Source organism: Ralstonia sp. 24A2, from assembly GCF_051783885.1.
Taxonomy (GTDB): domain Bacteria; phylum Pseudomonadota; class Gammaproteobacteria; order Burkholderiales; family Burkholderiaceae; genus Ralstonia.
Window position 1 is genome coordinate 641,709 of sequence record NZ_JBPVZD010000002.1, and the last position, 24,418, is coordinate 666,126.

Annotated in this window: 20 protein-coding genes and 1 tRNA gene; 5 read left to right on the forward strand and 16 right to left on the reverse strand. The window is 65.5% G+C overall.

From position 1 onward, the window contains the following. From ACS13N_RS07805 to def, 14 genes are all read right to left on the reverse strand, one after another. A partial coding sequence (locus tag ACS13N_RS07805; RefSeq protein WP_438932810.1) for a 3-keto-5-aminohexanoate cleavage protein occupies positions 1-104 on the reverse strand: 104 nt, incomplete at its 3' end. Further along, a complete protein-coding gene (locus ACS13N_RS07810; protein ID WP_438931122.1) occupies positions 101-1,456 on the reverse strand; it encodes an aspartate aminotransferase family protein in 1,356 nt (451 codons plus the stop codon). The genes ACS13N_RS07805 and ACS13N_RS07810, both read right to left, overlap by 4 nt. A 17-nt stretch (positions 1,457-1,473) precedes the next feature. Beyond that, positions 1,474-2,394 (reverse strand): MurR/RpiR family transcriptional regulator, encoded by a 921-nt coding sequence (locus ACS13N_RS07815; protein ID WP_438931123.1) that lies wholly within the window; start codon positions 2,392-2,394, stop codon positions 1,474-1,476. A 182-nt stretch (positions 2,395-2,576) separates the two neighbouring features. Then, a complete protein-coding gene (locus ACS13N_RS07820) occupies positions 2,577-2,882 on the reverse strand; it encodes a hypothetical protein (RefSeq protein ID WP_438931124.1) in 306 nt (101 codons plus the stop codon). 285 nt (positions 2,883-3,167) lie between these two features. Further along, positions 3,168-3,243: transfer RNA gene (locus ACS13N_RS07825), tRNA-Phe, on the reverse strand. 66 nt (positions 3,244-3,309) lie between these two features. Further along, positions 3,310-4,023, reverse strand: coding sequence for a response regulator (locus tag ACS13N_RS07830; RefSeq protein WP_438931125.1), 714 nt, complete (start codon positions 4,021-4,023; stop codon positions 3,310-3,312). Positions 4,024-4,059: 36 nt separating this feature from the next. Then, positions 4,060-6,507 carry a sensor histidine kinase gene (locus ACS13N_RS07835; RefSeq protein WP_438931126.1) on the reverse strand — a complete coding sequence of 816 codons (2,448 nt, stop codon included), beginning with the start codon at positions 6,505-6,507 and terminating at the stop codon, positions 4,060-4,062. Beyond that, complete coding sequence (locus ACS13N_RS07840; RefSeq protein ID WP_438931127.1) at positions 6,504-7,286, reverse strand: DUF4390 domain-containing protein; 783 nt, start codon at positions 7,284-7,286, stop codon at positions 6,504-6,506. The genes ACS13N_RS07835 and ACS13N_RS07840 overlap by 4 nt, the downstream gene beginning before the upstream one ends. Positions 7,287-7,299: 13 nt before the next feature. After that, positions 7,300-8,640, reverse strand: coding sequence for a 16S rRNA (cytosine(967)-C(5))-methyltransferase RsmB (gene rsmB / locus ACS13N_RS07845; protein ID WP_438931128.1), 1,341 nt, complete (start codon positions 8,638-8,640; stop codon positions 7,300-7,302). Positions 8,641-8,730: 90 nt separating this feature from the next. After that, positions 8,731-9,591: a zinc metalloprotease HtpX gene (htpX, locus tag ACS13N_RS07850; protein WP_438931129.1), complete on the reverse strand. Its 861-nt coding sequence runs from the start codon at positions 9,589-9,591 to the stop codon at positions 8,731-8,733. Between the two features lie 133 nt (positions 9,592-9,724). Next, on the reverse strand, positions 9,725-10,387 hold the full coding sequence (locus ACS13N_RS07855) for a LysE family translocator (protein ID WP_438931130.1): 663 nt from the start codon (positions 10,385-10,387) through the stop codon (positions 9,725-9,727). Positions 10,388-10,431: 44 nt separating this feature from the next. Next, positions 10,432-11,418, reverse strand: a complete 987-nt coding sequence (gene fmt, locus ACS13N_RS07860) for a methionyl-tRNA formyltransferase (RefSeq protein WP_438931131.1) — start codon at positions 11,416-11,418, stop codon at positions 10,432-10,434. Positions 11,419-11,479: 61 nt separating this feature from the next. Continuing rightward, entirely contained in the window at positions 11,480-13,501 is a 2,022-nt protein-coding gene (locus ACS13N_RS07865; RefSeq protein ID WP_438931132.1) for an ArnT family glycosyltransferase, read from the reverse strand. Positions 13,502-13,511: 10 nt separating this feature from the next. After that, positions 13,512-14,027 carry a peptide deformylase gene (gene def / locus ACS13N_RS07870; RefSeq protein WP_438931133.1) on the reverse strand — a complete coding sequence of 172 codons (516 nt, stop codon included), beginning with the start codon at positions 14,025-14,027 and terminating at the stop codon, positions 13,512-13,514. A 252-nt stretch (positions 14,028-14,279) separates the two neighbouring features. Between def and ACS13N_RS07875 the strand changes: the two genes are divergently transcribed. From ACS13N_RS07875 to ACS13N_RS07890, 4 genes are all read left to right on the forward strand, one after another. Further along, a complete protein-coding gene (locus tag ACS13N_RS07875) occupies positions 14,280-15,464 on the forward strand; it encodes a LysM peptidoglycan-binding domain-containing protein (RefSeq protein ID WP_438931134.1) in 1,185 nt (394 codons plus the stop codon). 35 nt (positions 15,465-15,499) lie between these two features. Continuing rightward, a complete protein-coding gene (gene dprA / locus ACS13N_RS07880) occupies positions 15,500-16,708 on the forward strand; it encodes a DNA-processing protein DprA (RefSeq protein WP_438931135.1) in 1,209 nt (402 codons plus the stop codon). 63 nt (positions 16,709-16,771) lie between these two features. Then, positions 16,772-17,161, forward strand: a complete 390-nt coding sequence (locus ACS13N_RS07885; RefSeq protein WP_438931136.1) for a thioredoxin family protein — start codon at positions 16,772-16,774, stop codon at positions 17,159-17,161. 248 nt (positions 17,162-17,409) lie between these two features. Next, positions 17,410-20,052 (forward strand): DNA topoisomerase III, encoded by a 2,643-nt coding sequence (locus ACS13N_RS07890; RefSeq protein WP_438931137.1) that lies wholly within the window; start codon positions 17,410-17,412, stop codon positions 20,050-20,052. A 74-nt stretch (positions 20,053-20,126) separates the two neighbouring features. Here the strand turns inward: ACS13N_RS07890 and ACS13N_RS07895 are convergent, their stop codons facing one another. Further along, positions 20,127-21,065 carry a LysR family transcriptional regulator gene (locus ACS13N_RS07895; protein ID WP_438931138.1) on the reverse strand — a complete coding sequence of 313 codons (939 nt, stop codon included), beginning with the start codon at positions 21,063-21,065 and terminating at the stop codon, positions 20,127-20,129. 451 nt (positions 21,066-21,516) lie between these two features. Between ACS13N_RS07895 and ACS13N_RS07900 the strand changes: the two genes are divergently transcribed. Beyond that, positions 21,517-23,205, forward strand: coding sequence for an AMP-binding protein (locus ACS13N_RS07900; RefSeq protein WP_438931139.1), 1,689 nt, complete (start codon positions 21,517-21,519; stop codon positions 23,203-23,205). Between the two features lie 50 nt (positions 23,206-23,255). On the opposite strand, the gene rodA is transcribed toward ACS13N_RS07900, so the two are convergent. Continuing rightward, entirely contained in the window at positions 23,256-24,407 is a 1,152-nt protein-coding gene (gene rodA, locus ACS13N_RS07905; protein WP_438931140.1) for a rod shape-determining protein RodA, read from the reverse strand. Positions 24,408-24,418 lie beyond the last annotated feature (11 nt).

The following is a 24,418-nucleotide window of genomic DNA, read 5'->3' on the forward strand; positions in this document are numbered from 1 at the left end:
GCCAATTCAGCAGGGGTGATCGGCAGCGCGGGGTGATCGACGTGCGTCTTGCGCGCGCCGTTGGGTGCAACGGCGATGGCGATGGGCTGGCTGGCTTGGTTCACCACACGGCCTCCGGTGCGTTGGCGGTGGCGGCGTCCACGGCATCGCCCAGGCGTTCGACGATGGCGTCGATGTCCTGCGCGGTGGCGATGAATGGTGGCGCGAGCAGGATGTGGTCGCCGCGTTGGCCGTCGATCGTGCCGCCCATCGGATACACCATCAGGCCGCGCTGCATGGCTTCAGCCTTCACGCGTGTGTGTGTCTTGTGCGCGGGCGGCAGCGGTGCCTTGGTGGCGCGGTCGGCGACCAGCTCCACGCCAACGAACAACCCGCGGCCACGCACATCGCCCACGCGGGCATGGTCGGCAAAGCGGGCGCGCAGTGCGGTGCGCAGTTGCTCGCCGCGCGCCTGCACGTTGGTAAGCAGGTTCTCTTCGGCAATCACCTTCTGCACTTCCAGTGCTGCCGCGCATGCCGTGGCGTGGCCGATGTAGGTGTGACCGTGCTGGAAGAAGCCGCTGCCGCGCGTGATGGCGTCATAGATGCGGCGGCTCACCAGCGTTGCGCCGATCGGCTGATACCCGCCGCCCAGGCCCTTGGCAATGGCAACCATGTCGGGCACCACGCCATCTTCTTCGTAGGCAAAGAGATAGCCCGTGCGGCCCATGCCGGACATCACCTCGTCCAGCAGCAACAGCACGCCGTGGCGGTCGCACACCGCGCGGATGCGACGGAAGTAGTCAGCCACCGGCGGCACCGCGCCGGCCGTGGCACCGACCACCGTCTCGGCGACAAACGCGGCGACGTTTTCAGAGCCCAGCTCGACGATCTTCGCGTCCAGTTCATTGGCCAGACGCTGCACGTATTGCGTGTCGGTCTCGCCGTCGAGGCGTTCGCGGTATGCAAAGCACGGTGAGACGTGATGCGCGGGCACCAGCAGCGGCAGGAAGGGCTCCCGGCGCCATGCGTTGCCGCCGATCGCCAGCGCGCCGAGCGTGTTGCCGTGATAGCTCTGGCGCCGCGCGATGAAGTACTGGCGCTGCGGCTGGCCGATCTCGACGAAGTATTGGCGTGCGAGTTTCAGTGCGGCCTCGATGGCTTCCGAGCCGCCGGAGACGAAGTACACGTGATCGAGATCGCCCGGTGCTGCGGTGGTCAGGCGTGCGGCGAGCTCCTCGGCCACATCCGTCGTGAAGAACGACGTGTGCGCATACGCCAGCGCGCGCACCTGCTTGCAGATGGCCTCGACCACGCGAGGATGCCCGTGACCCAGGCATGAGACGGCCGCGCCGCCACAGGCATCGAGGTAGCGCTTGCCGTCGGAATCAATGAGGGTCATGCCTTCGCCGCCGACGGCGGTGGGCAGTGTCTTGCGCGGGTCGCGATGGAAGACGGCGGTGGTGGACGGTGTCATGGTCGGTCGGGGGAATCTCAGCGTTGGGTGGGGGTCACGGGCGCGGGATGGGCGACAGCCGCTTCACTGCGGCGAGCGCTGCGCACGTAGGCTTGTTGCTGTTTGAGTTGGGCGTCGCTATCGGCCAGGTGTGCGAGTGCGGTCGGACCGGCGTGGCGGAACCACGTCATCAGCAGCGCATCGAGCAGCGCCAGCGGCGCGGCCAGCGAGTGGAAGAACGACGGGATCGCCACCGGCGCGACAAGTTGCTGCCACGCCAGCTCTGCGCCGGGCGCGATCGCGCTGTCGGTCACATAGACGAGGCGTGCGCCGCGCGCATGCGCGTACTGCATCGCCTCGATCACCTCACGCGTGTACGGATCAAACGTGACGGCGATGACGACATCGCCCTCGGCGCAGAAGCGCAGCGGGTCAGCCAGCGTGTTGCCGGCCCCGCTGCACAGCGTGACCTTGTCGTTGAACAGCTGCGCGGCATAGCCGAACGCGTGCGTGAGCGCGAGGCAACTGCGCGCGCCGAGCAGATAGACGCGGCGTGCGGAACACAACGCGTCAGCGGTAGCTTCCAGCGCAGCCAGATTGGTCGAAGAGAACGCCGATTGCACGTGCGCACCGATGGCGGTGCCGATGCGCTCGGCATCCGACGCACCAGCCGCATCGGTACCCTGCAGCGCGCTGGCCCGACCGGCAAAGCCGTCCGCCTGCTGACGCAGGTGGTTCACGCAGATGTCGCGCAGCGCGGCAAAGTCGTCAAAACCCAGCGCCCGTGCAAGGCGCGAGAACGTAGCCGGCGGCAGGTCGCAGCGCCGCGCCAGATCCCGCATCGAGAGCAGGGCGATATCGTGCTGGTGCGTTTCCAGCAGCATGGCGGCGCGCTGCAATTGCGGTGACAGATCGCCGGCGCGGTCGCGCAACGTCTGCATGAGCCCTTCGAAAGTCATCGAGATCGCGATATTTGATTCAACTGTTTCGTAAACTACATAGCTGAAACAATTGAGTCAATATCGGGTTCACCCCGGGCGGTACACGTAACAAAACGGCCGCATCCGGGAGGAGTGCGGCCGTGGCGGGCAAACAAAAACGGAGGCCGAAGCCTCCGTTGTGTGGGGGTGACGCGTGCGCCTCAGGTTACCGGAGCGTCGAGTTGCTCCATGCGGAACTGGAAGAACCCGGCAGCGATGAGACCCAGCAGGCTCACGGCCATGAATGAGCAGGCCAGCGTCATGACTGCGACCAGCGGGGTCACGCCATTCACGATCGGCGTGTGCATCAGGGCCGACAGATTGCCGCCCACCCACATGGTCGCGATCAGCGCCATCAAGCACGTTAGCGCCGCGGCATTGCGCAACCACGTCAACCGCGTCTTGCGGCTGATGCCGTCGAAAGCGTGGAAATGAAAGTGGTGGTGACCGGTGCCGACGAGTGCCATGGAGAATCTCCTTGTGCTTGCCGCTTGATAGCGTTGAGTCACTATACCGAGACCTGCGACAGTTTGGCGCAGTTTGCGACGCTAGGTATACCCTGAGCTGCGCTGCGTCAAGATGCTTAGGTATATTTTTGTGACTGCGACACTGCGCCGCAGATCGACGGCTGATGCGGAAAATGGAGAGATGGCGGGTGCGCGGGAACGTAGCGCAGAAATGAAAAAAGACCTCGCGAGGAGGTCTTTTTTGTTGCCCTGCAAAATCGATGCATCTTGCGGAGCAAAGAATTTTGGTGGCCTGGGGCGGAATCGAACCACCGACACGCGGATTTTCAATCCGCTGCTCTACCAACTGAGCTACCGGGCCAGCACAGAAAAGTAAGTATGGCAGGGTTTGCCCCCTTCCGTCAAGCCCTGTTGAAAAGAGATCTGATCAGGTGGTTGGCTCGCCCTTGTTGCGCGACAGCTCGACGCCCAATTGCTTGAGCTTGCGATACAAGTGCGTGCGCTCCAGGCCGGTTTTCTCGGCCACGCGGGTCATGCTGCCGCCCTCGCGCTGCAAGTGATATTCGAAGTAGGCGCGCTCGAACAGGTCGCGTGCTTCGCGCAGCGGCATGTCGAACGAGAACTGCATGCCGCCACCCTCGGCCGCGCGGACCGGTGCGCCATTGATGTCGGTGCGATCGACCGTGGCCGGCGCACCCGCAATGGTGGCATTCGGTGCGGCACCTGCCATGCCTGTAGTCGGTGCGGCCAGCGGTGCAGCCGCGCGCGGCTTCTCCTTGCTGCGCGACAGCCCCTGCTCCACCGCGGTCAGCAGCTTCTGCAGCGCGATGGGCTTCTCCAGGAAATTCAGCGCGCCGATCTTGGTCGCTTCTACGGCGGTGTCGATGGTCGCGTGGCCCGACATCATGATGACGGGCATGGTCAGCAGGCCCTGCGATGCCCACTCCTTGAGCAGCGTGACGCCGTCGGTATCCGGCATCCAGATATCGAGCAGGACGAGGTCGGGCGTTGCGTTCGCGCGGTGTTCACGCGCGCGCTGCGCGTTCTCGGCGACTTCGACAACGTGCCCTTCGTCTCCGAGAATTTCGGAGAGCAACTCCCGGATACCCATTTCGTCGTCGACAACGAGGATGGTGGCCATGCTTTTCCTCTATGTGCGGCGGGATTGCCGTCCGCGTCAGGCAAGTTTTACGAACAGTATGGAAACCTGGGCGCCGACGTTGTCGGTGCCCGATTGACCCGATTGGCGGTTGCGCAATTCGATGCGCGCCCCGTGCTCGTCCATGATCTTCTTCACCATGGCCAAGCCCAATCCTGTGCCCTTGGCTTTGGTCGTGACGTACGGCTCGAAGGCGCGGTTGAGGATGCGGGATGAAAATCCGCCGCCGTTATCCGCGATCGCAAGCCGCACGGCCTGCCGCCGCGCGCCCGAGGCGTCGTCGTATTCTACCGTGTCAGTTTGCAACATGACATGTGCGGCAGGTCTTCCGGCGCTTTCGTTCTCGGCCACGGCGTCCTGCGCGTTCTGCAGCAGGTTGTGAATGACCTGGCGCAGCTGGGTCGGGTCGCCTTTGATCAACGGCAATCCGTCGCTCAACTTGACCTCGATGACGGGGTGATCGTGCTGACTTGGGTGATCGATGCCGTACAGGTGCAGCACCTCGGAGGCGAGTGCATTGAGGTCCAGCTCCTGTAGTACAGCGGGCGGTGTGCGCGCGTAGTCGCGGAAGTCGTCCACCATGCGCTTCATCGCGGCGACTTGGTTGACGATGGTGGTGGCGCCGCGGCGCAGCACCTCGGCATCGGTGTCGGTGAGCTTGGGCGAGAGCTTCATCTCCAGGCGCTCGGCCGAGAGCTGGATGGGCGTGAGCGGGTTCTTGATCTCGTGCGCGAGGCGGCGCGCGACTTCGCCCCACGCCACCGAACGCTGCGCCGAGATCACGTCGGAGATGTCGTCGAACACCACGACGTAGCCGCGCTCCGTGCCGTGCGCACCCACCGACGGCCCCGGCAGGCGCGTGCCGCGCACCAGCAGCGTGAGCGGCTCATCTTCGTCTTCGAGCGGAATCTCCACCTGCTTCTGCCAGTGGGCTGCTGCACCGCCGGCCGCGGTACTCGCGTCTTGTTCTGCGAAAGCCTGCTCGACCACTTGATCAAAAGCCGACAGCGGCACGATGCTGGCCAGCCCCTGCCCGACCCACGCGCCGAACGGTTGCTTGAAGATGCGCTCGGCACCGGGGTTGGCGGTCAGCAGGACAAAGCGATGGTCGAACACGAAGACGCCTGCGGTCAGGTTGGTCAGCACGCTCTCAAGATAGGCTTTAGATTGCTCGAGTGCTGCACGGTTCTGCTCCACCGCGCGGCGTGCGTCGGCCAGCTGGCGCGTCATCTGGTTGAACTGCTGCGTCAGCAGGCCGAGCTCGTCGCGCGTGTGCAGCTCGCGCTTGGGCGAGAGGTCGCCTTCGGCCACCTCGCGCGTGCCCTGCAACAGCATCAGCAGCGGTCGTGCCAGCTGCGCGCCGAGCAGCAACGCCAGCATCACCGCGATGAACACGGCGAGGAACAGCGTGAGCGTGAGCGTGCCGATGTACATCTTGCGCAGGCCGGTGCGGCCCAGCGCCTTTTCCTGATATTCCTGGTACGCGCGCTGCACGGCGTCTGCGTTGCGGGCGAGCGCCTGCGGCACCGGCTGCACGAGCTGCAGGAAGCGCTCTTCGCGGCCGGTTTCGCCCGTCAGGCCAAAGCCACGCGAGACGCCCCCGTTGCCGTCTTCCGAGCGGCGGTCGGCCAGCAGGCCCGTGCCGGCCCACTTGCGCGCCGGCGAGCTTGACCCGAGCGTGGGCTCCTCGCGCGAGGTCGTGCCCAATGCCACCACCACGCGCAATTGGTAGAGATCGTTGTGGCGGTTGTTGCTGCGCGTGGAGAGCGTGGGGCCGGTGTCGCCCTCGCTGTCGCTGCCGCCTTCGAGGCTGGCGTAGCCGCCGGGCGCGCGCGCCTGTTCCAGGATGGCCTGGTCGGGCAGGCTCGGCACGAGTGTGTCGTAGGTGCTCGATGCGGTGGCGACCACGCGGCCGTTGGCGGTGAAGATGGTCGCTTCCTGCACGCCAAACTGTTCGCGCAGGCGATTGAGCGTGATGGCGGTGGCCGAGGCGGAACCGTCGCCCACCTGTTCGGCAATCAGGCGGCCCTTGTTCTGCAGGTCGGCCAGTGCGCTGTCCATGGTCGTGCGGCCGAGGTTCAGCCCGGCCTCCAGCGCTGACTCGACCTTCACGTCGAACCACGACTCGATGCTGCGCGAGACGAACTGCAGCGACACCAGATAGATCAGCACGCCTGGCAGCACGCCCACCACGCCAAAGAACACGGCCAGCTTGGTCATCAGCCGCGTACCGAACTTGCCGCGCCGTGCGCGCAGGACCAGTGCCAGCATCAACCCGCCGATGATCACCACCAGCAGCACGCCAATGACGAGGTTGACCTTGTAGAGCAGCGTGAAATACCGGTCGAAGAATTCGGTGTTGGCCGACGCAGCGGCCAGCAGCCCCACCAGCACGATCGCCAGAAAGACGATGGTGCCCGCCACCACCTGATACAGCAGGCGCTTGTAGCTGCGGTCGAAGATCATTTGGCGGGCGCCAGCAGCGAACCAGCGTTGCTCGGGCCGGCGCTCATGCCCCAGCCTGGGCTGGGCGACAGGCCAGGCGCACTGGGTGCCGACGCCGAAGACGCGGGCGTGCTGGCAGCAGGTGCGGAAACCGGCGGCGTGGGCTGTTGTTGTGCCGGCGGCGGCGATGCCGGTTCGTTCGGCACCAGGAAGCTGAAGTGCTTCCACTCGGAAGCCAGGTTCCAGTCGCGCGTGTTGACGGCGTTGATCTGGAACGGCTTGGGCAACTGCGTCACGTCCAGGCGCATGCGCACTTCGGCCTGCACGGTCTCGCCGGCTTTGACGGCGCCACGTTCGAACACGCGCCAGCCGCGCACGTGCTGCATGAAGTCGACCGCGTCCTTCAGGCGCGAGAACGGCACCTGCAAGCCACCGGTCGAGACACGGTACTGGCGCGTGAGCGGGTGGTAGGACAGGCGTACGACGCGCGTGGCGCTGACGGCGTGGTCATCGAACCAGTACCAGCGCGGGCGGATCAGCTCGAACTCGACAAGGAAATACAGCGCGATGCCTTTGTTGACCGCATCTTCGAGGTTGCTCGGCAGATCGAAATCGAAATCGGCAGTGAGGTTCCAGCCGCCGTCGGCGTATTCCAGCTGGGTGCGGTTGACTTCGATGGTTTGTGCGGACGGCGCGGTCGGCCACAGCAGGCACAACATGACCAAGACGACAAGCTGATGCAGCATCTGCCGGAATCGGGCGGGCAGCAACTGGAGCGATGGGCGGAGGAAGACAGTCACAACGGTCGTCGCATCAAGGCCGTTTCTGGAACACCGCGTAAAAGAAACCGTCGTGGTCGAGCGGCAATGGAGAGACACCTGGGACGAAACCGTCAGCCGGCGCCGCCGAATCGGTATGGGGCGAGGCCGGCAGCAACTGGCCGGGCGCGTGCAATCGTATCGCATCTTCGAGATGGCTTTCAAACCATCGGGCTTGCGCTTCCCCCTCCGTCGGGAAAATCGAACACGTGACATAAACCAACTTGCCACCGGGCGAGAGGCATGCCCAGAGCGCGCGCACGATGTCGCGTTGCAGGGCGGCCAATGCCCTGAGGTCAGCCGGGCGGCGCAGCCAGCGGATGTCCGGGTGGCGCCGCACGATGCCGGCGGCCGAGCAGGGCACATCGGCGAGGATGCGGTCGAACTGGCGGCCATCCCACCAGGTGTCAGGTCGGGCCGCATCGCCCACGCAAACGGTGGCGGTCTGGGATAGGCGTGCGAGATTCTCGTTGATGCGCACGGCGCGTGCGGCGTCGGATTCGAGTGCCGTCACGTCTAGGTTGTCGGCAAGTTCCAGCAGATGGCCGGTCTTGCCGCCGGGCGCGGCGCAGGCATCCAGCACGCGCTGGCCCGGCGCTACATCGAGTAGCACTGCAGCCAGTTGCGCGCCAGCGTCCTGCACCGAGACATCGCCGTCAGCAAAGCCGGGCAGCTCGCTTACCGGTACGGCGCGCGCCAGGCGTACGGCCTGCTCGCCGACGCGTTCGGCGTCGATGCCGACCTCGGCCAATTGGGCGAGGTAATCATCCATGGCGACGCGGCGCGGGTTCACACGCAACACCATCGGCGGGCGGCGGTTGCCGGCGGCGAGGATGCCCTGCCACGCGCCGGGGTAGGCGCTGCGCACGGCGTCGATCCACCATTGCGGATAGTTGGTGGCGGCCACCGGGTCGGCCTGCATGGTCGCGACGAGTTCGCCCTGCTCGCGCAGGAAACGCCGCAGCACGCCGTTGACCATGCCTTTGCCGTGCGCAAGCTTCGGATCGGCCGAGGCGGCGCGCACGGTCTGGTCGACCACGGTGAACGGCGCGTACGGCGGCGGTGCATCCAGCAATTGCGCCAGCGCCACGCACAGCAGGTTGGCGGCGCCCTCGGCGGGCGGGCGCGGGATCAGCGTGCGGAGCAGCCAGTCGGTGCTGCCGAGCCAGCGCGTGGCGCGGTAGGCGAGATCCTGCACGGCGCCGCGCACCGGGGCGGGCTGCCCTTGGCAGACGGTGTCGATGGCCTGAGGCAATGCCGTGCCCTGCCGCAGCTTGCCCAACGCAACAGCAGCAAGCGATAAAGCGTGGGCGAGGGAGTCGGGCGGCAGGCGCATCGGAGCAGCGGAAAATCAGGCGGGAGAAATGCAACGAGCCCGCGATGGGCGGGCTCGTGCGGACTGCAGAAGTATAAAGGAAGCGCTCGCTTAACTCGGATACTGACCGGTCTGCGCCATCTGCATCAGGCGCGCGATGCGCTCTTCCGTGGCCGGGTGCGTGCTGAACAGGTTGGCCAGGCCGCCGCCGTGCAGCGGGTTCATGATCATCATCTGCGCGGTGGCCGGGTGTGCCTCTGCGGCAGCGAACGGGATGCCAGCGGCATAGCGGTGGATCTTGTCCAGCGCCGAGGCCAGGGCCTGCGGATCGCCGCTGATGGTGGCGCCGCCACGGTCGGCTTCAAATTCACGCGCGCGGGAGATCGCCATCTGGATCATCGCTGCCGCCAGCGGGGCGAGGATCGCCACCGCAATCCCGGCGATCGGGTTGGCCGGACGGCCTTCGCTGTCGCGCCCGCCGAAGAACACCGCAAAGTTGGCCAACGCAGAGATCGCGCCGGCCATGGTGGCCGAGACGGTCGAGATCAGGATGTCGCGGTGCTGCACGTGGGCCAACTCGTGCGCCATCACGCCGCGCAGTTCACGCTCGCTCAGAATGTTGAGGATGCCGGTGGTGGCTGCCACTGCGGCGTGCTCGGGGTTGCGGCCGGTGGCGAAGGCGTTGGGCTGATCCTCTTGGATCAGGTAGACGCGCGGCATCGGCAGGCCGGCGCGGCCCGCCAACTCCTGCACCAGCCGAAAGAACTGCGGCGCGCTGGTCTCGTTGACTTCCTGTGCGTTGTACATGCGCAGGACCATCTTGTCGGAGAACCAGTACGAGAAGAAATTCATGCCCAGCGCGAACAGCAGCGCCAGCATCATCCCGCTGCGTCCGCCGATCATGCCGCCGATGACGATGAACAGCGCGGTGATCGCTGCCATCAGCATGAAGGTCTTGATCCAGTTGAACATGGGGGCGTGGCTCCTGTGGGTCTAGGGGGTTCCGGCGAGGGCGCAGAACCGTTTTTCGAGTCTCTTAGATCGCGATAATCTCTGAAAATTCAAGGATTTGCGCGATATTTCGCCGCAGATGACGCTTGACGCATCAACGGGTGGTGAAGGCCAGCCGTGCGCCCAGCCCGATGAACGCCGTACCGACCACGCGATCGAGCCAGCGCTTGATGCCCGGCTTGCCCGCCACGCGGCGGGTGACGCTGGCCGCCACCCACGCCACCATGCTGTTCCACATCGTCGACATGGCGATGAACACCACGCCCAGCGCCAGGAACGCTGCCGCCTTGTGGCTGGCATGCGGATCGACGAACTGCGGGAAAAACGACAGGAAGAACAGCACGACTTTGGGGTTCAGCACATTGGTGAGAAAGCCCTGCATGAACAACGCCTTGAGTGGGCGCGGGCGCTTGGCCGCGGCGGCCTGTTCGGCGCCGCTTTCGGCGGGGGCATCGTCACGCTGGGGCGGCGCCAGCAGCATGCGGCCGCCGAGGTAGATCAGGTAGCACGCGCCCACCACCTTGATGACGGTGAAGGCCACGGTGGAGGCCGCCAGCAGCGCCGTCAGCCCGAACGCCACCGCCAGCACGTGCACGCAGCAGCCGGCTGACACGCCCAGGGCCGACATCAGCCCGGCCACCCGCCCCTGCGACACGCTGCGCCCAACGATATAGGCGGTGTCCGGCCCGGGCGTGACGTTCAGCAGGAACACGGCCAGCATGAAGAGCGGCAGGTTGACGATGCCCAGCGTGGTCATGGCGAGGTCCTTCCTCTCTATATAGATAGGGATATGGTGGCGGTTCAGGTGCGCGAGGCGAAGCGCTGGCCCGGCTGGATCGCCAGGCCTTGCAGGAATTCGCGCGCGGGCAGACGCTTGCCACCCGGCTTCTGCAACTGTGTCACGCGCAGCGCGCCGGCGCCACAGGCAATCGTCACGCCGTCGGCATTGGCAGCGAGTACGGTGCCGGGTTCGGCATCGGCTGGCTTGTCGGCCAGCGCCGCGGCCTGCCAGAACTTGATCGCCACGCCATCGAGCGTGGCTGACGCCCCCGGGAACGGGTTGAACGCGTGCACCTGGCGCAGCAGCGCGGCGGACTGGCGCGACCAATCAAGCGCCGCTTCGTCCTTGGCGATTTTCTCGGCGTAAGTCACGCCCTCGGTCGGTTGCGGTGTGGCGGGCAGCTTGGTGCCGTTCTGCGCGAGCCTGGACAGCGCCTCCACCACCATGCGCCCACCAAGCGCGGCCAGCGTGTCGTGCAGCGTGCCCGTGGTGTCGGTCAGGCCGATGGGCGCGCGCTCCATGCTGATCATGTCGCCGGTGTCGAGGCCTGCATCCATCTGCATGAGCGTGATGCCCGATTCGGCATCTCCGGCCTCGATGGCACGGTGGATGGGCGCTGCACCACGCCAGCGCGGCAGCAGCGATGCGTGGATGTTGATGCAGCCGAAGCGCGGCAGGTCCAGCACCTCCTGCGGCAGGATCAGGCCGTAGGCTGCCACCACCATTACGTCGGGGCGCTGCGCGGCCAGTGCGTCGATGGCGTCGGCGGCTTCCTGCGGATACTTGCCCGTGCGGCGTAGCGAGGGCGGCTGCAGGATCGGCGCGAACCCATGCGACACCGCGTATTGCTTGACGGGACTCGCCTGCAACTGCATACCGCGGCCGGCCGGCCGGTCCGGTTGGCTCAGCACGGCAACGATTGGGAAACCGGCCTGGTGGATCGCCGCCAGGGCGATCTGCGCAAATTCAGGCGTGCCGGCAAACGCTACGCGAAGGGTGGACGTCATGGAGCAGAGAGCGGGAAGCGGAAAAGGAAAACGCGCTACACGACAGCGTAGCGCATTGGACTCAACGGCCGCGATGCGGCGTGTCGGTCAGCGGGACGATGGGCTCGGGAGCGGGCAGCGTCTCGGATACGCCGTTGCTGCGCCGCTGGAACAGCGAGAAGGTTTCGTTGGTGTCGCCGGGGCGGCTGCCGCGCCACACCATCTCCCAGTTGTCGCCGTGCGGACGGCGTCGGCTGTGCTCTGGGCGTTTTTCGAGCACCAGCATCAGGTCGCAGGTACGCGCGGTCGGGTTAGGGCGGTGATCGTCGCCCGCGCCGCTGTGTCCGAGCAGCCACTTGACCGGGCGCACGCCGGTTTCGTAGTGCATCAGCGCGCGCTCGCTTTCGCCCATGCCGCGCGTGGCCACGCAGATCTGCGCGGATTCGAGTACCGGCTTGATCGCCTGGAACAAGGGGCGGTAGCTGCGGGCATCGTCCACCCAGGGCATCAGCAGCGTGCCGAGCAGGCCCCACACCATGCCAAGACCGGCGGCCCACGCCACCACACCCGAACGCGCTGGCCGCAGCCACACGCAGATGGCCCACAGCACGGTGATGCCTGCTGCCGCCAGTACGGCGATCGGATGCAGCAGCATGTCGTACGGTAGCGGCAGCACGCGGCCCAGCATTTTGGCCAACCAGCCCGGCAGCGACTGCCCACCGTTGGTGACGAGTGTGGCCCACACACTCCAGACCACCAGCCCCAGCGCGCCAAACAACGCCACCGACAGCGCCCAGGCACGCGCACGCCACGCCGGCGGGATCAGCAGCAGCATCGGCGCACCCATCAGAACCAGCGCCGGTTGCAGCGGCATCAGGTACACATCGCGCAGCACGGCCGAGCGCAGCACCACAGCAATCGTCACGAGCACGAACAGCGCCACCACCAGGTGTCCCTGATACGGCAGCAGCCAGGCTGCCCGCGCGCCGCGTCCGCGCTGGCGCACCAGCTTGTAGAGCGAGATGCCGAGCACCGCCAGCGCCGGCCACACGGCCGGCGTGCCGGTCAGCAGGATCGAGCGGACGGTGGTGATGATCGATCCGTTCTCACCGCCCAGGTGCGAGAACCCGAAGAAGCGGCCAAGGTTGTTGACCCAGAACCACTCGATGAACAGATCCGGCGATTCATGCCAGAAAATGGCCGGCCAGATCACCAGCCAAGGCAGCGCCGCCAGCAGCGACAACCCGTAGAAGCGCCACGCCTGGCGATTGCGGAAGTCCGGCAGCAGCGCCATGGCGGCCAACACGGTCAGCGCGAACAGGCCCGGCACGAGTACGCCCTTGCCCAGGAACGCCACGCCGACACCCGTGCCGAACCACAGCGCCGGGCGAAGCACATCGACGCCGTGCACGCCGCCCGCCTCGCTTGCCTTGACATAGCGCACTAGGCCATACAGCGCGATGGCGGTGCCGGCCAGTTGCGGCACGTCGGCAATGAACTTGTGGACGTGCTCGGCCAGCCCGATGCAGCCGGCGAACAGTAGCAGCGCACCCAGCGCGTAGTCACGCAATGCCGCGCCGCCGGCATCCAGCCCGGCAGTACGGCGTTCGGCTAGCGTCAGGCCGGGGCGTCCGCGCGCCAGTTGCGCTCCGACGCGCATGCGCCAGTCGCGGGCCTCGCCGCGCAGCAGGCGCGCTGCGCGCCAGACCGCCAGGCACGTTAGCGCCATCCAGAACAGCACGGCCAGGCGTACGGCTTCGTGCGGCGGCAGATCCGGCACGGCCAGCGCGGCCAGCGCGCCGGTCCAGTACATCAGCGGGGGTTTCTCGACGAACGGCTCAAAGGCGACGTTGGGGATCACCCAGTCGCCGCGCTCGATGATGTTGAGCACCACGCCAAACGAGTACGGTTCGTCGGCTTTCCACGGCGCGCGCCAGAACGTGCCCGCAACAAAGTACGCGCAGACCATCAGCACGACGATCACGCGCCAGTGCCGCACCAGCACGGCGGTGAGGCTGCGTGTGCGCGTGTCCGGGCCGGCGTCGGCGGGTGCGGTCGACATCAGCGGGAGGGGGTGAGCGCGCGCGTCTGCGTCAGGTGGCATGAACGTGGGATCAGCGCTGGTGCTCCAGATCGCGCTGATGCTTCTTGAGCTTGGAGCGGATGCGCGTCTGCTTGAGCGGCGACAGGTATTCGACGAACACCTTGCCCATCAGGTGATCCATTTCGTGCTGGATGCACACGGCCAGCAGGCCATCGGCCTCCAGCTCGAAGGTCTCGCCGCGCTCGTTCAGTGCACGCACGCGCACGCGATCGGGGCGTTCGACCTTATCGTAGATATCGGGCACGGACAGGCAGCCTTCGTCCCAGACCTTGTGCTCATCGCTTGCCCAGACAATCTCGGGGTTGATGAACACGCGCAGTTCGTCGCGCGACTCCGACACGTCGATGGTAATCACGCGCTCATGCACGTCGACCTGTGTGGCAGCCAGGCCCACGCCAGGTGCTTCGTACATGGTCTCGGCCATGTCGGCGACCAGTTTGCGGACGCGATCGTCCACTTCGGCGACAGGTTTCGCGACCTTGTGCAGCCGCGGATCAGGGTATTGCAGGATATTCAGTAGGGCCATGATGCTTGGCAACAACGGTTGCGGAAGGCCACGCTAACGAGGGGTTGCCTTCAATTGCGATCGCTTGGAATGTCATGCAGAATCGGGGGCGCTATCCGCCACATGGCTTAGGAAAAAGCCTGACGAATGTTCGATGTCATACCCCTCTAGCTGCAACGCACCGAAGCGTGCAGCGGCGGCGGCCAGGCGTCGGACAGGCACGCGGACCACTCGCCGATTCTTCATAGAATAATGCGCCATCGTAACACACCGATGCTTATCAAGCCCGCTACGCAATCTGCCACGAAAGCGCGCCAGTCTTACGTTTGCGCCCTGTCTGCGGTTGCCGCGGCAACGCTGTTTTGTGTCGGCGCTGCACATGCCGCCGAGCGAACTGTCTCGCAGGCGCAACAGGCACAGGCCACAGCGGCCGCGCAAGCCGGTATCCCGGAATCCGAACTCGCTGCAAATGCGCCCACGCAGTACACCGTGCGCCGTGGCGATACGCTGTGGGCGATCTCCGGCAAGTTCCTCAAGCGGCCGTACCGCTGGCCCGAGCTGTGGGGCATGAACCGTGAGCAGATTCGCAACCCGCACCTGATCTATCCGGGCCAGGTGCTGTATCTGAATCACGCCAACGGCCGCGCCTGGCTGTCGAGCTCGCCGGCTTCGGCGGACGGCAGCACGGTGCGCCTGTCGCCACACACCCGTGTGACGGGTCAGGACGGCGACGCCATCTCCAGCATTCCCGCCTCGGTCATCGAGCCGTTTCTGACGCAGCCGATCGTCGTGGATGAGGAAACGCTCGCCACGCCGGCACGCGTCTTCGAACTGCCGGAAGGCCGCGTTTATCTGGGCAAGGGCGAGAGCGCCTACGCTCGTGGCCTGCCGGACGGCGTTGCCGGCCAAGCTGGCACCGAGTGGCAAGCCTATCGCCCGGTCAAGCCGCTCAAGGACCCGGTCACCGGCAACGTGCTCGGCTACGAGGCCGACTTCCTCGGCACGCTGCGCGTGGTGCGCGCGGCGGCTGGTCCGCAGGCCGTGACCAAGATGGAAGTGCTGTCGTCCAAGGAGGAAATGGGCGTGGGCACGCAGCTGATGCCGGTGCCGCCGCGCGTGCCGGTGCGGTATGTGCCGCATGCGCCGGAAGGCGATGTGCATGGCGTGGTTGCCAAGGTGACGGGCGGCGTGCGTTTTGGCGGTAAAGATCAGGTGGTCGTGCTGAACATCGGCACTCAGCAGGGGCTGGAAGCTGGCCACGTGCTGGCGCTGTCGCGCGCAGGTTCGGTCGTCAAGGATCGGACCGCTGGCGGCGAAGCCGTGCAACTGCCGGAGGAGCGTTACGGTCTGGCGTTCGTGTTCCGCGTGTTCCCGCATGTGGCCTACGCGCTGGTGACGGACTCGTCGAACACCGTCGAGGTGGGCGATGCGGTCGATAACCCGCTCACACAGCCCTGAACGGCAACCTTGATCGCTCTGACCCCAGTCCTGATTTGACCGATGCCTCACAGGTCGCGGCGTGTGCCGCGACCGACGCCACAGATTCCCTCTCCTGCACACGCGATCCGGCCGAGCTGGCCGCGTGGCTGCGTCTGACAGAAACCTCCGGTATTGGCCCCGTTGCTGCGCGTCAGTTGCTGGCGGCCTTCGGGTTGCCGCAAGACATCTTCGCCCAGCCGTATTCCGCGCTCGCCAAGGTGCTGCCTGAGCGGCAGGCGCGCGCGCTATTGGCTGCGCCGGACGAAGCGCTGACAGCCCTCATTGAACGTACCGTGGCATGGGCGAACGAGCCGGGCAACGCCGTCTTTACGTTGGCTGATCGCGGCTATCCGCCCCGCTTGCTGGAACTGACTGACCCGCCGACCGTGTTGTACGCCAAAGGCGATGTGTCGCTGCTGCGTGCGGCAGCAGTAGGCGTGGTGGGCGCGCGCAGCGCTACGGCGGCTGGTATCGACAACGCCCGCGCGTTTGCGCAGGCACTGTCTGCCGCGAGCGTGACGGTGGTCTCCGGCCTCGCGCTCGGCATTGATGCGGCGGCACACGAGGGCGCGCTGAACGGGGCCGGCAGCACCATCGCAGTGGTGGGTACGGGCCTCGATATTGTTTACCCGGCGCGCAACCGGGCGCTGGCGCACCGCATTGCCGAGGCTGGGGTCATCATCTCCGAATACCCACTGGGCATGGGTGCGCGGGCTGAGAACTTCCCGCGCCGTAATCGCCTGATCGCTGGTCTCGCACGCGGGCTGCTGGTGGTGGAAGCGGCGGCGCAGTCCGGTTCGCTGATCACCGCACGGTTGGCCGCCGATCAGGGGCGCGATGTGTTTGCGATCCCGGGTTCGATCCACTCGCCGCTGGCCAAGGGCTGCCATCTGCTGATCAAGCAGGGCGCCAAGCTGGTAGAAACCGCCGCCGACATCCTCGATGAGCTGGGCTGGGGGCGTGCCACCGCACCGGTCAAGCGTGCCTCGCGCGCTGTACCGGCCGAGGATGCTGCGATTGCGCCGGCACCGGTCGCGCGCCCCGCGCCCACTGCCGCTGAAACGCTGCTGCTGGATGCGCTCGGCTTCGACCCCGTCGATCTGGATACCTTGTGCGAGCGCACAGGCCAAGCCGCTGCCGCGTTGTCGGCGCAGTTGCTGGCGCTGGAACTGGAGGGGCGCGTGGAGCGCCAGCCCGGCGGTCGCTTCCTGCGGCTTCCGTGAAAGCGTGCCTACAATAGGCGCGACCCGAATTCGTCACTTGCTTGTCGCCAGCAGCCGTTGTTTATGCCATTGCTCTCGCCTGACACTGATGCCGCCACCCTGCACACGCGCATGCGCGCGGGGCAGTTGCTGGTCGCGTGCCTGTGCGCCGAGTGGTGCGGCACCTGCCGCAGCTACCGCACGACGTTTACCGAGCTGGCGGCGCGGCATCCGGAATGCTGCTTCGTCTGGGTGGACGTGGAAGACCATGCCGACGCCCTGGGCGATTTCGATGTCGAAAACTTCCCCACCCTGCTGATTCAACGCATGGATGACGCCGGCGATGTGTTGTTTTTCGGCCCCGTCTTGCCGCATGCCGGTGTGGTGGAAGGCATGCTTTCGCGTGATTTGCGCGTCGCACCAACCGTGACGGCGGCACCCGACTTGCGTGGCTGGCTGCTGCAATCGGCCTGATTGCGAGCCTTGACAATGCAAGGCGAAGTCTGCGTCACTCTATTGCACCTGAAAAGGAACCGCGCTTATGATTGGCGGCCAAATTTGGGGCAGACTGCCTGAATGTGCGCTTTGATAGGCGCCGGCAGCACTTGAAGTCGGCACGCGTTGCCATAAGACTCTACAAAACCCACGCGAACGGCCGCTAATAGAAAGCGACCTCTTGCTCTTGTTTACCTGATTGCTTGCGATCGCCAGGATCCGCTCACATGTCCAAGGCCCTCATCATTGCCGAAAAACCGTCGGTCGCCGCTGATATCGCGCGCGCGCTGGGTGGCTTCACCAAGCACGACGAGTACTTTGAGAGCGACGACTACGTCCTCTCCTCGGCGGTTGGCCACCTGGTCGAAATCGCTGCCCCCGACGAATACGAGGTCAAGCGCGGCAAATGGAGCTTCAACCATCTGCCCGTGATCCCGCCGCACTTCGACCTGCGCCCGATCGCCAAATCGGAATCCCGCCTGAAGGTGCTGACGCGCCTGATCAAGCGTAAAGACGTGACCGGCCTGATCAACGCCTGTGACGCGGGGCGCGAAGGTGAATTGATCTTCCGCCTGATCGCGCAGCATGCGAACACCAAGCTGCCGGTGCAGCGCCTGTGGCTGCAGTCGATGACGCCGCAGTCCATCCGCGACGGCTTTACCAAGCTGCGCAGCAACGAAGACATGATGCCGCTGGCCGATGCCGCCCGTTGCCGCTCCGAGGCCGACTGGCTGGTTGGCATCAACGGCACGCGTGCGATGACCGCCTTCAACAGCAAGGGCGGCGGCTTCTTCCTGACCACCGTGGGCCGCGTGCAAACGCCGACGCTGTCGATCGTGGTGGAGCGCGAAGAGAAGATCAAACGCTTCGTGCCGCGCGATTACTGGGAAGTGCGCGCCGAATTCATCGCCGCAGCCGGCCTGTACGAAGGCCGCTGGTTCGACCCCAAGTTCAAGAAGGACGAGTTCGACCCCGAACGACGCGACTCGCGTCTGTGGAGCGAGGCCGAGGCCAAGAGCATCGTCGCCGCATGCCGCGACAAGACTGGCACGGTGACGGAAGAATCGAAGCCGTCGACGCAGATGTCGCCGGCGCTGTTTGACCTGACCAGCCTGCAGCGCGAGGCCAACGGCCGCTTTGGCTTCTCGGCCAAGAACACGCTGGGCCTGGCGCAGGCGCTGTATGAAAAGCACAAGGTGCTGACCTACCCGCGTACCGATTCGCGCGCGCTGCCCGAAGACTACATGGGCACGGTCAAGCAGACGCTGGACATGCTGGGCGAGAGCTCGCCCAACTATCTGACGCACGCGAAGAAGATCCTCGCCAACCAGTGGGTCAAGCCCAACAAGCGGATCTTCGACAACAGCAAGATCAGCGATCACTTCGCCATCATCCCGACGCTGCAGGCACCGAAGAACCTGTCGGAGCCGGAACAGAAGCTGTACGACCTGGTGGTGCGCCGCTTCCTGGCGGTGTTCTTCCCGGCGGCGGAATACCAAGTCACCACGCGCGTGACCGAGGTGGCCGGGCATCACTTCAAGACCGAAGGCAAGGTGCTGGTGAACCCGGGCTGGCTGGTCGTCTACGGCCGTGAAGCGCAGGGCGAGGATGCGAACCTCGTACCAGTCGCCAAGGACGAGAAGGTCAAGACCGACAAGGTCGAACCGGTGGGCCTGACCACCAAGCCGCCCGCACGCTACAACGAAGCGACGCTGCTCTCGGCCATGGAAGGTGCCGGCAAGCTGGTTGACGACGATGCGCTGCGTGAAGCCATGGCCGGCAAGGGCCTGGGCACGCCAGCCACGCGCGCGGCCATCATCGAAGGTCTGCTGGGCGAGAAATACCTCGTGCGCGAAGGCCGCGAGCTGATCCCGACCGCCAAGGCGTTCCAGCTGATGACGCTGCTGCGCGGCCTGGGCGTGGAAGAACTCACGCAAGCCGAACTGACCGGTGGCTGGGAGCACAAGCTCTCGCTCATCGAGCGCGGCCAGTTGGAGCGCGATGAATTCATGCGCGAGATCGCGCAGATGACGCAGCAGATCGTCAAGCGCGCCAAGGAATACGACAGCGACACCATCCCCGGCGACTACGCGACGCTGGCCACGCCGTGCCCGCAGTGCGGCCACGTGGTCAAGGAGAACTACCGCCGCTTCGCCTGCAGCCACTGCGACTTCTCGATCAGCAAGATCCCGGGCGGCCGCCAGTTCGAGCTGGACGAGGTGGAAGAGCTGCTGATCAACAAGACCATCGGCCCGCTGCAGGGCTTCCGCAGCAAGATGGGCCGGCCGTTTGCGGCCATCCTCAAGCTGGCGCAGGAAGATGGCCACTGGAAGATGGAGTTCGACTTCGGCCAGAACGATGAAGACGACGGCGAGCCGGTCGACTTCTCCGGCCAGGAAAGCGTCGGCCATTGCCCGAAGTGCAACGGGAACGTCTACGAACACGGCTTGAAGTACGTGTGCGAAAACGCCGTGGCGCAGCCCAAGACCTGCGATTTCACCACCGGCAAGATCATCCTGCAGCAGGAGATCAGCCGCGAGCAACTGGGCAAACTGCTGACCGAAGGCAAGACCGATCTGCTGACCGGCTTCAAGTCCGCACGCACGGGCCGCAACTTCAAGGCGTTCCTGGTCAAGCAGCCGGACGGCAAGATCGGCTTCGAGTTCGAGCCGCGAGGTGAAGGCAAGGGCAAGCCCGGCGCCAAGACTGCTGCGAAGAAGACGACCGCAGCGGCCAAGACACCGGCTGCCAAGAAGGCCCCGGCAAAGACGGCGACCAAAACGGCCACGAAGACAGCTGCCAAGAAAGCCCCGGCACGCAAGAAAGCCGCCGAGGCCGAGACTGACGAAGAAAGCACCAGCGAAACCTGATCACGGTTTCACCGGCACCAACGCAAACGGGAGGACACTGTCCTCCCGTTTTGTTTTGGCGATGCGGTTGCGACTTACGCGGCTTCGCTCAAGCCCCGGCCGGCACGTGCCTCGCTGTGCTTGACCTCCATCGCCTGGGCGAGCATGTAGTCGATGAAGGTGCGCACCTTGGTCGGCAGGAACTTGCGGCTCGGGTACACCAGCGACAACGACCGGTGCGGCAGCTTGTATTGCGGCAGCACGCGCACCAGCTTGCCCGATTCCAGATCCGGCCGCGCCATGTACGACGACAGAATGGCGATGCCCATGTCGGCCAGCACGGCGCGGTGCATCAGCTCCGCGTTGCTGGTGACCAGCGATGGCTGCACCGGCACCGAGATCGACTGACCGTCGGGCGTGCTCATCTCCCACTCGTGGCGCAGTTGCGGGTGCCACATGGCAATCACACGGTGTTCGGCAATGTCTTCCGCACGCTGCGGCGTGGAGTGCTGGCGCAGGTAGGCGGGCGTGGCGGCCATCACCATTTCGGCCGAGATCATGCGGCGCGCCACCAGGTGCGAGCCCAGGCCGAGTTCCGAGACCATGATGCCGACGTCGCGGCCGTCTTCGACGATGTCGATTGGACGATCGGACAGCGCCACGTCAAACGTCACTTCCGGGTAGAGCTGCTGGAAGCGCGCCAGCAGCATGGGCAGCACGTGCAGCCCGAACATCACCGGGGCGACGATACGCAATCCCCCCACCAGCGCCTGGCTGCGCGACGTGGCCAGCGATTCCGCCTCGTCAATGTCGAGCAGGATCTGCTGACAGCGCTGCAGGTAGGTTTCGCCCACGTCCGTCAGCGACAGGCTGCGCGTGGTGCGGTTGAGCAGGCGCGTGCCGAGGTGCGCCTCCAGGTCGGCCACGTAGCGCGTGACCACGGCATTGCTCATCGACAGATGCTGGGCCGCCCGGGCGAAGCTGCCCAGCTCCACCACCTTGGAAAACACCCGCATCGACTGCAAACGATCCATTCCAGCCTCTCACATGATTTGTTGTCAAAAATAGAACAAATCTGTCGTGGCGGCAAATTTTTAATGTTGTCTGCGCAATTCACTGTCCGAGTCGAATCATGGAATGTGAGTGCACGCTCATTCATAAGTGACTGTGCTATTTACACTTCATGGACATTGCTGCTGAGGCTGCGTATCCGCCTTCTCCCTGATTGACGTCGCAGCAGGTTTGCGCCGAGACTCTATACCGAACGGTAGATTTTCTCGGAATCTGTCCTGCGTGAGATCACGTTTCGCTGCGATTGCGGGTGGAACAGCGTCTTGCGCAAATCGATGCGGCAGCCGCAAGGCGGGCTCGTCATACTCGAAAGATGGATGCCACGAAACCTGCCCCGCATGAGCGCCCCGAGACGAGGGCAGCCATCACGGCCCAGGCATTGCCCTGCGATGCCAACCGCCGAGGAGACACCATATGACGATCCAGAATCGCGAACCGGTCCATTACCTGGCAGGCGAAATGCCGCTGCACCGGTATTGCGCCCACCATGCGCAGCAGACGCCTGAGCGCATTGCCCTGCTCTGGTACGGCCGCACGATCTGCTGGCGCGAGCTGGATCAGCTCTCGACACGGCTGGCGGTGCAGTTGCAACGGTTGGGCGTGGCGCGCGGCGACCGCGTGGCGCTGTTCCTGCAGAACTGTCCACAGGCCATCCTGGCGCATCTGGCCACGGCCAAGCTGGGCGGTATCGTCGTACCGTGCGGGCCGCTGTCGCGTCAGCATGAGTTGCGCGATCAACTGGCCGATTCCGGCGCGAAGATCCTGGTGGCGGCGGCGGACCTGATGCCGATCGTCGAGGCCGCGCGGCCGGGCACGTCGGTTTCTACCGTCATCACCACGCGCTATGCCGATCTGCAGCCCTCGCAGCCCGCATGCCGCAAGGCGCTGGCGGTGCCGCCGGAGTTGATTGCGGCCGATGCGTCATCCGCGCCGCCGCTCAAGAACAAGCCTGGCGCGTCGCAGCTCGACCTGATGCAACTGTTGGCCGAGCCCGTGGACGTGGCTGAGCGCAATGCGGTCACCGCCATCCAGGTCGACCTGGATGAGGTGGCGCTGATGATCTACACGTCGGGCACCACCGGCCGCCCAAAGGGGGCGATGCTCACGCACCGCAATGCGCTATACAAGACGGCCGTCACGGCGCAGGTGAGCGGCGTGCATGCATCCGATGTGATGCTGGCGGTGGCGCCGCTGTCGCACATTGCCGGCATGCTGATGGGCATGAACGTGATGCTGTATTCCGGCGCAACCACCATCCTGCTCTATCGCTTCGACCCGCTGGCCGTACTGCAGGCGGTTGACCGCTACCGCGTCACGCGCTGGTACAGCATGACGCCGATGAACCTGGCGGTGATGGCGCACCCGGACGCCACGCAGTACCGCATGGAATCGCTGGTGGCCAACCCGTGCACGAGCTTTGGTGTGACGCTCACCGAGGCGATTGCCGAGCAGTGGCGCGCTTTTGCCGGCCGGCAGTGCAGCATCTACGAGGCCGCCTACGGCCTGTCGGAAACCCACACCTGTGATGCCATCACCCCGCCCGACGCGCCGCGCTGGGGCTGGCACGGCAAGATCGTCCCGCAGACCGAGGTACGCATCGTTGATCCGCACACCGGCGCCGAACTGCCCCCCGGTCAGGCCGGCGAGATCACCATCCGCAGTCCTGGCGTGTTCCGTGGCTACTGGCAGCGCGACGAAGCCACGCGCGCCGCGTTGCAGAACGGCTTCCTGCGCACCGGTGACATTGGGCAACTCTCGCCCGATGGGTATCTGCAGTGGCAGGGCCGCATCAAGGAGATGATCAAGGTGTCGGGCTACAGCGTGTTTCCGGAAGAGGTGGAAGCGCTGCTCTCTCGCCACCCGGGCATCCGCCAGGTGGCCGTCACGCCCATCCCCGATCCGGACAAGGGCGAGGTTGTTTGCGCGCACGTGGTGCCGATGCATGGCGTCACGCTTACCGAGGCGGAGCTGATTGCCTGGTCGCGCGACAACATGGCGCCGTACAAGGTGCCGCGCCGGGTGAAGTTCCACGATGCGCTGCCGGCCACGTCCACTGGCAAGGTGCTGCGGCGTCTGCTGCGCGAAGAGGCGCTCGCCGTCTGAAACCACCGCCTGAAAGCACAACGGCCGCCCATTCCTGGCGGCCGTTTTTGCTAGGTCTGCACGAAGCGTTTCTGTCGGGCGATGCTCATCAGAATGCCGATGCCCATCCCCAGTGTGACGAGCGCCGTCCCTCCGTAACTGATGAGGGGCAGCGGCACGCCTACCACGGGCAGGATGCCGCTCACCATGCCCATGTTGACGAAGGCGTAGGTGAAGAAGATCAGCGTGATCGACCCCGCCAGCAATCGCCCGAACAGCGTGCCCGCATTGGCCGCGATGAACAGCCCGCGGATGATCAGCAGCAGGTACAGGAACAGCAGGAAGCCGTTGCCCACCAGCCCGAATTCTTCGGAGTAGACCGCGAAGATGAAGTCGGTGTGCTTCTCGGGAATGAACTCCAAGTGGGTTTGCGTGCCCTTGAGCCACCCCTTGCCCGTCACCCCGCCCGAGCCGATGGCGATGATCGACTGGATGGTGTGGAAGCCCTTGCCCAGCGGGTCGGTGGTCGGGTCCAGCAGTGTGCACACGCGGTGCTGCTGGTAGTCGTGCAGGATCGGCCAGTTCACCCCAGGCGCGCAGATGCGCGATTCGAACGACACCACCAGCGTGATCGCCGTGACGGCAATCACCAGCACCGGCACGATCAGCCGCCACGACAGGCCGGCAAAGTAGATCACGTAGATGCCGGCAGCCAGCACCAGCAGCGCTGTGCCCAGGTCGGGCTGTTTGGCGATCAGGCCGACCGGAATCAGCAACAGCAGGGCCGCGGCCAGGTAGTCGTACCAGTGGACCACGCCCTCGCGTTTCTGGAAGTACCACGCCAGCATCAGCGGCATGGCGATCTTCATGATCTCGGAGGGCTGCACCACCACGCCAATGTTCAGCCATCGCCGTGCGCCCTTGCGGATCAGCCCGAACGCCGCCACCCCGATCAAGAGCGCCACGCCAACGGTGTACAGCGGCACCGCAAAGCGCATCAGCGTCTGCTGCGGCAGGTTGGCGATGATCCACATCAGCACGAACGACAGCATGATGTTGCGAACCTGGTCTTCTACCCGGCCCGGCATGTCGATGGCGGCCGAATACAGTGCGACCAATCCCGTGCCCAGCAGCAGAAAGACGATCAGTGCCAGCGGCACGTCGAAGCCCGTGAAGAGCGACTTGATGACGTTGAATATGCGGCGCTTGTCCAGTTTGTCCATGGCGTGATCCT

What these genes read in the sequence shown, in the direction of transcription:
- ACS13N_RS07900 (WP_438931139.1), top strand. Translation starts at nt 21,517, where the DNA reads ATGACGATCCAGAATCGCGAACCGGTCCATTACCTGGCAGGCGAAATG.
- ACS13N_RS07895 (WP_438931138.1), bottom strand. Translation starts at nt 21,065, where the DNA reads ATGGATCGTTTGCAGTCGATGCGGGTGTTTTCCAAGGTGGTGGAGCTG.
- ACS13N_RS07865 (WP_438931132.1), bottom strand. Translation starts at nt 13,501, where the DNA reads ATGCCACCTGACGCAGACGCGCGCGCTCACCCCCTCCCGCTGATGTCG.
- ACS13N_RS07810 (WP_438931122.1), bottom strand. Translation starts at nt 1,456, where the DNA reads ATGACACCGTCCACCACCGCCGTCTTCCATCGCGACCCGCGCAAGACA.
- ACS13N_RS07815 (WP_438931123.1), bottom strand. Translation starts at nt 2,394, where the DNA reads ATGACTTTCGAAGGGCTCATGCAGACGTTGCGCGACCGCGCCGGCGAT.
- rsmB (WP_438931128.1), bottom strand. Translation starts at nt 8,640, where the DNA reads ATGCGCCTGCCGCCCGACTCCCTCGCCCACGCTTTATCGCTTGCTGCT.
- def (WP_438931133.1), bottom strand. Translation starts at nt 14,027, where the DNA reads ATGGCCCTACTGAATATCCTGCAATACCCTGATCCGCGGCTGCACAAG.
- ACS13N_RS07830 (WP_438931125.1), bottom strand. Translation starts at nt 4,023, where the DNA reads ATGGCCACCATCCTCGTTGTCGACGACGAAATGGGTATCCGGGAGTTG.
- rodA (WP_438931140.1), bottom strand. Translation starts at nt 24,407, where the DNA reads ATGGACAAACTGGACAAGCGCCGCATATTCAACGTCATCAAGTCGCTC.
- ACS13N_RS07885 (WP_438931136.1), top strand. Translation starts at nt 16,772, where the DNA reads ATGCCATTGCTCTCGCCTGACACTGATGCCGCCACCCTGCACACGCGC.
- ACS13N_RS07890 (WP_438931137.1), top strand. Translation starts at nt 17,410, where the DNA reads ATGTCCAAGGCCCTCATCATTGCCGAAAAACCGTCGGTCGCCGCTGAT.
- htpX (WP_438931129.1), bottom strand. Translation starts at nt 9,591, where the DNA reads ATGTTCAACTGGATCAAGACCTTCATGCTGATGGCAGCGATCACCGCG.
- fmt (WP_438931131.1), bottom strand. Translation starts at nt 11,418, where the DNA reads ATGACGTCCACCCTTCGCGTAGCGTTTGCCGGCACGCCTGAATTTGCG.
- ACS13N_RS07855 (WP_438931130.1), bottom strand. Translation starts at nt 10,387, where the DNA reads ATGACCACGCTGGGCATCGTCAACCTGCCGCTCTTCATGCTGGCCGTG.
- ACS13N_RS07820 (WP_438931124.1), bottom strand. Translation starts at nt 2,882, where the DNA reads ATGGCACTCGTCGGCACCGGTCACCACCACTTTCATTTCCACGCTTTC.
- ACS13N_RS07835 (WP_438931126.1), bottom strand. Translation starts at nt 6,507, where the DNA reads ATGATCTTCGACCGCAGCTACAAGCGCCTGCTGTATCAGGTGGTGGCG.
- ACS13N_RS07875 (WP_438931134.1), top strand. Translation starts at nt 14,280, where the DNA reads ATGCTTATCAAGCCCGCTACGCAATCTGCCACGAAAGCGCGCCAGTCT.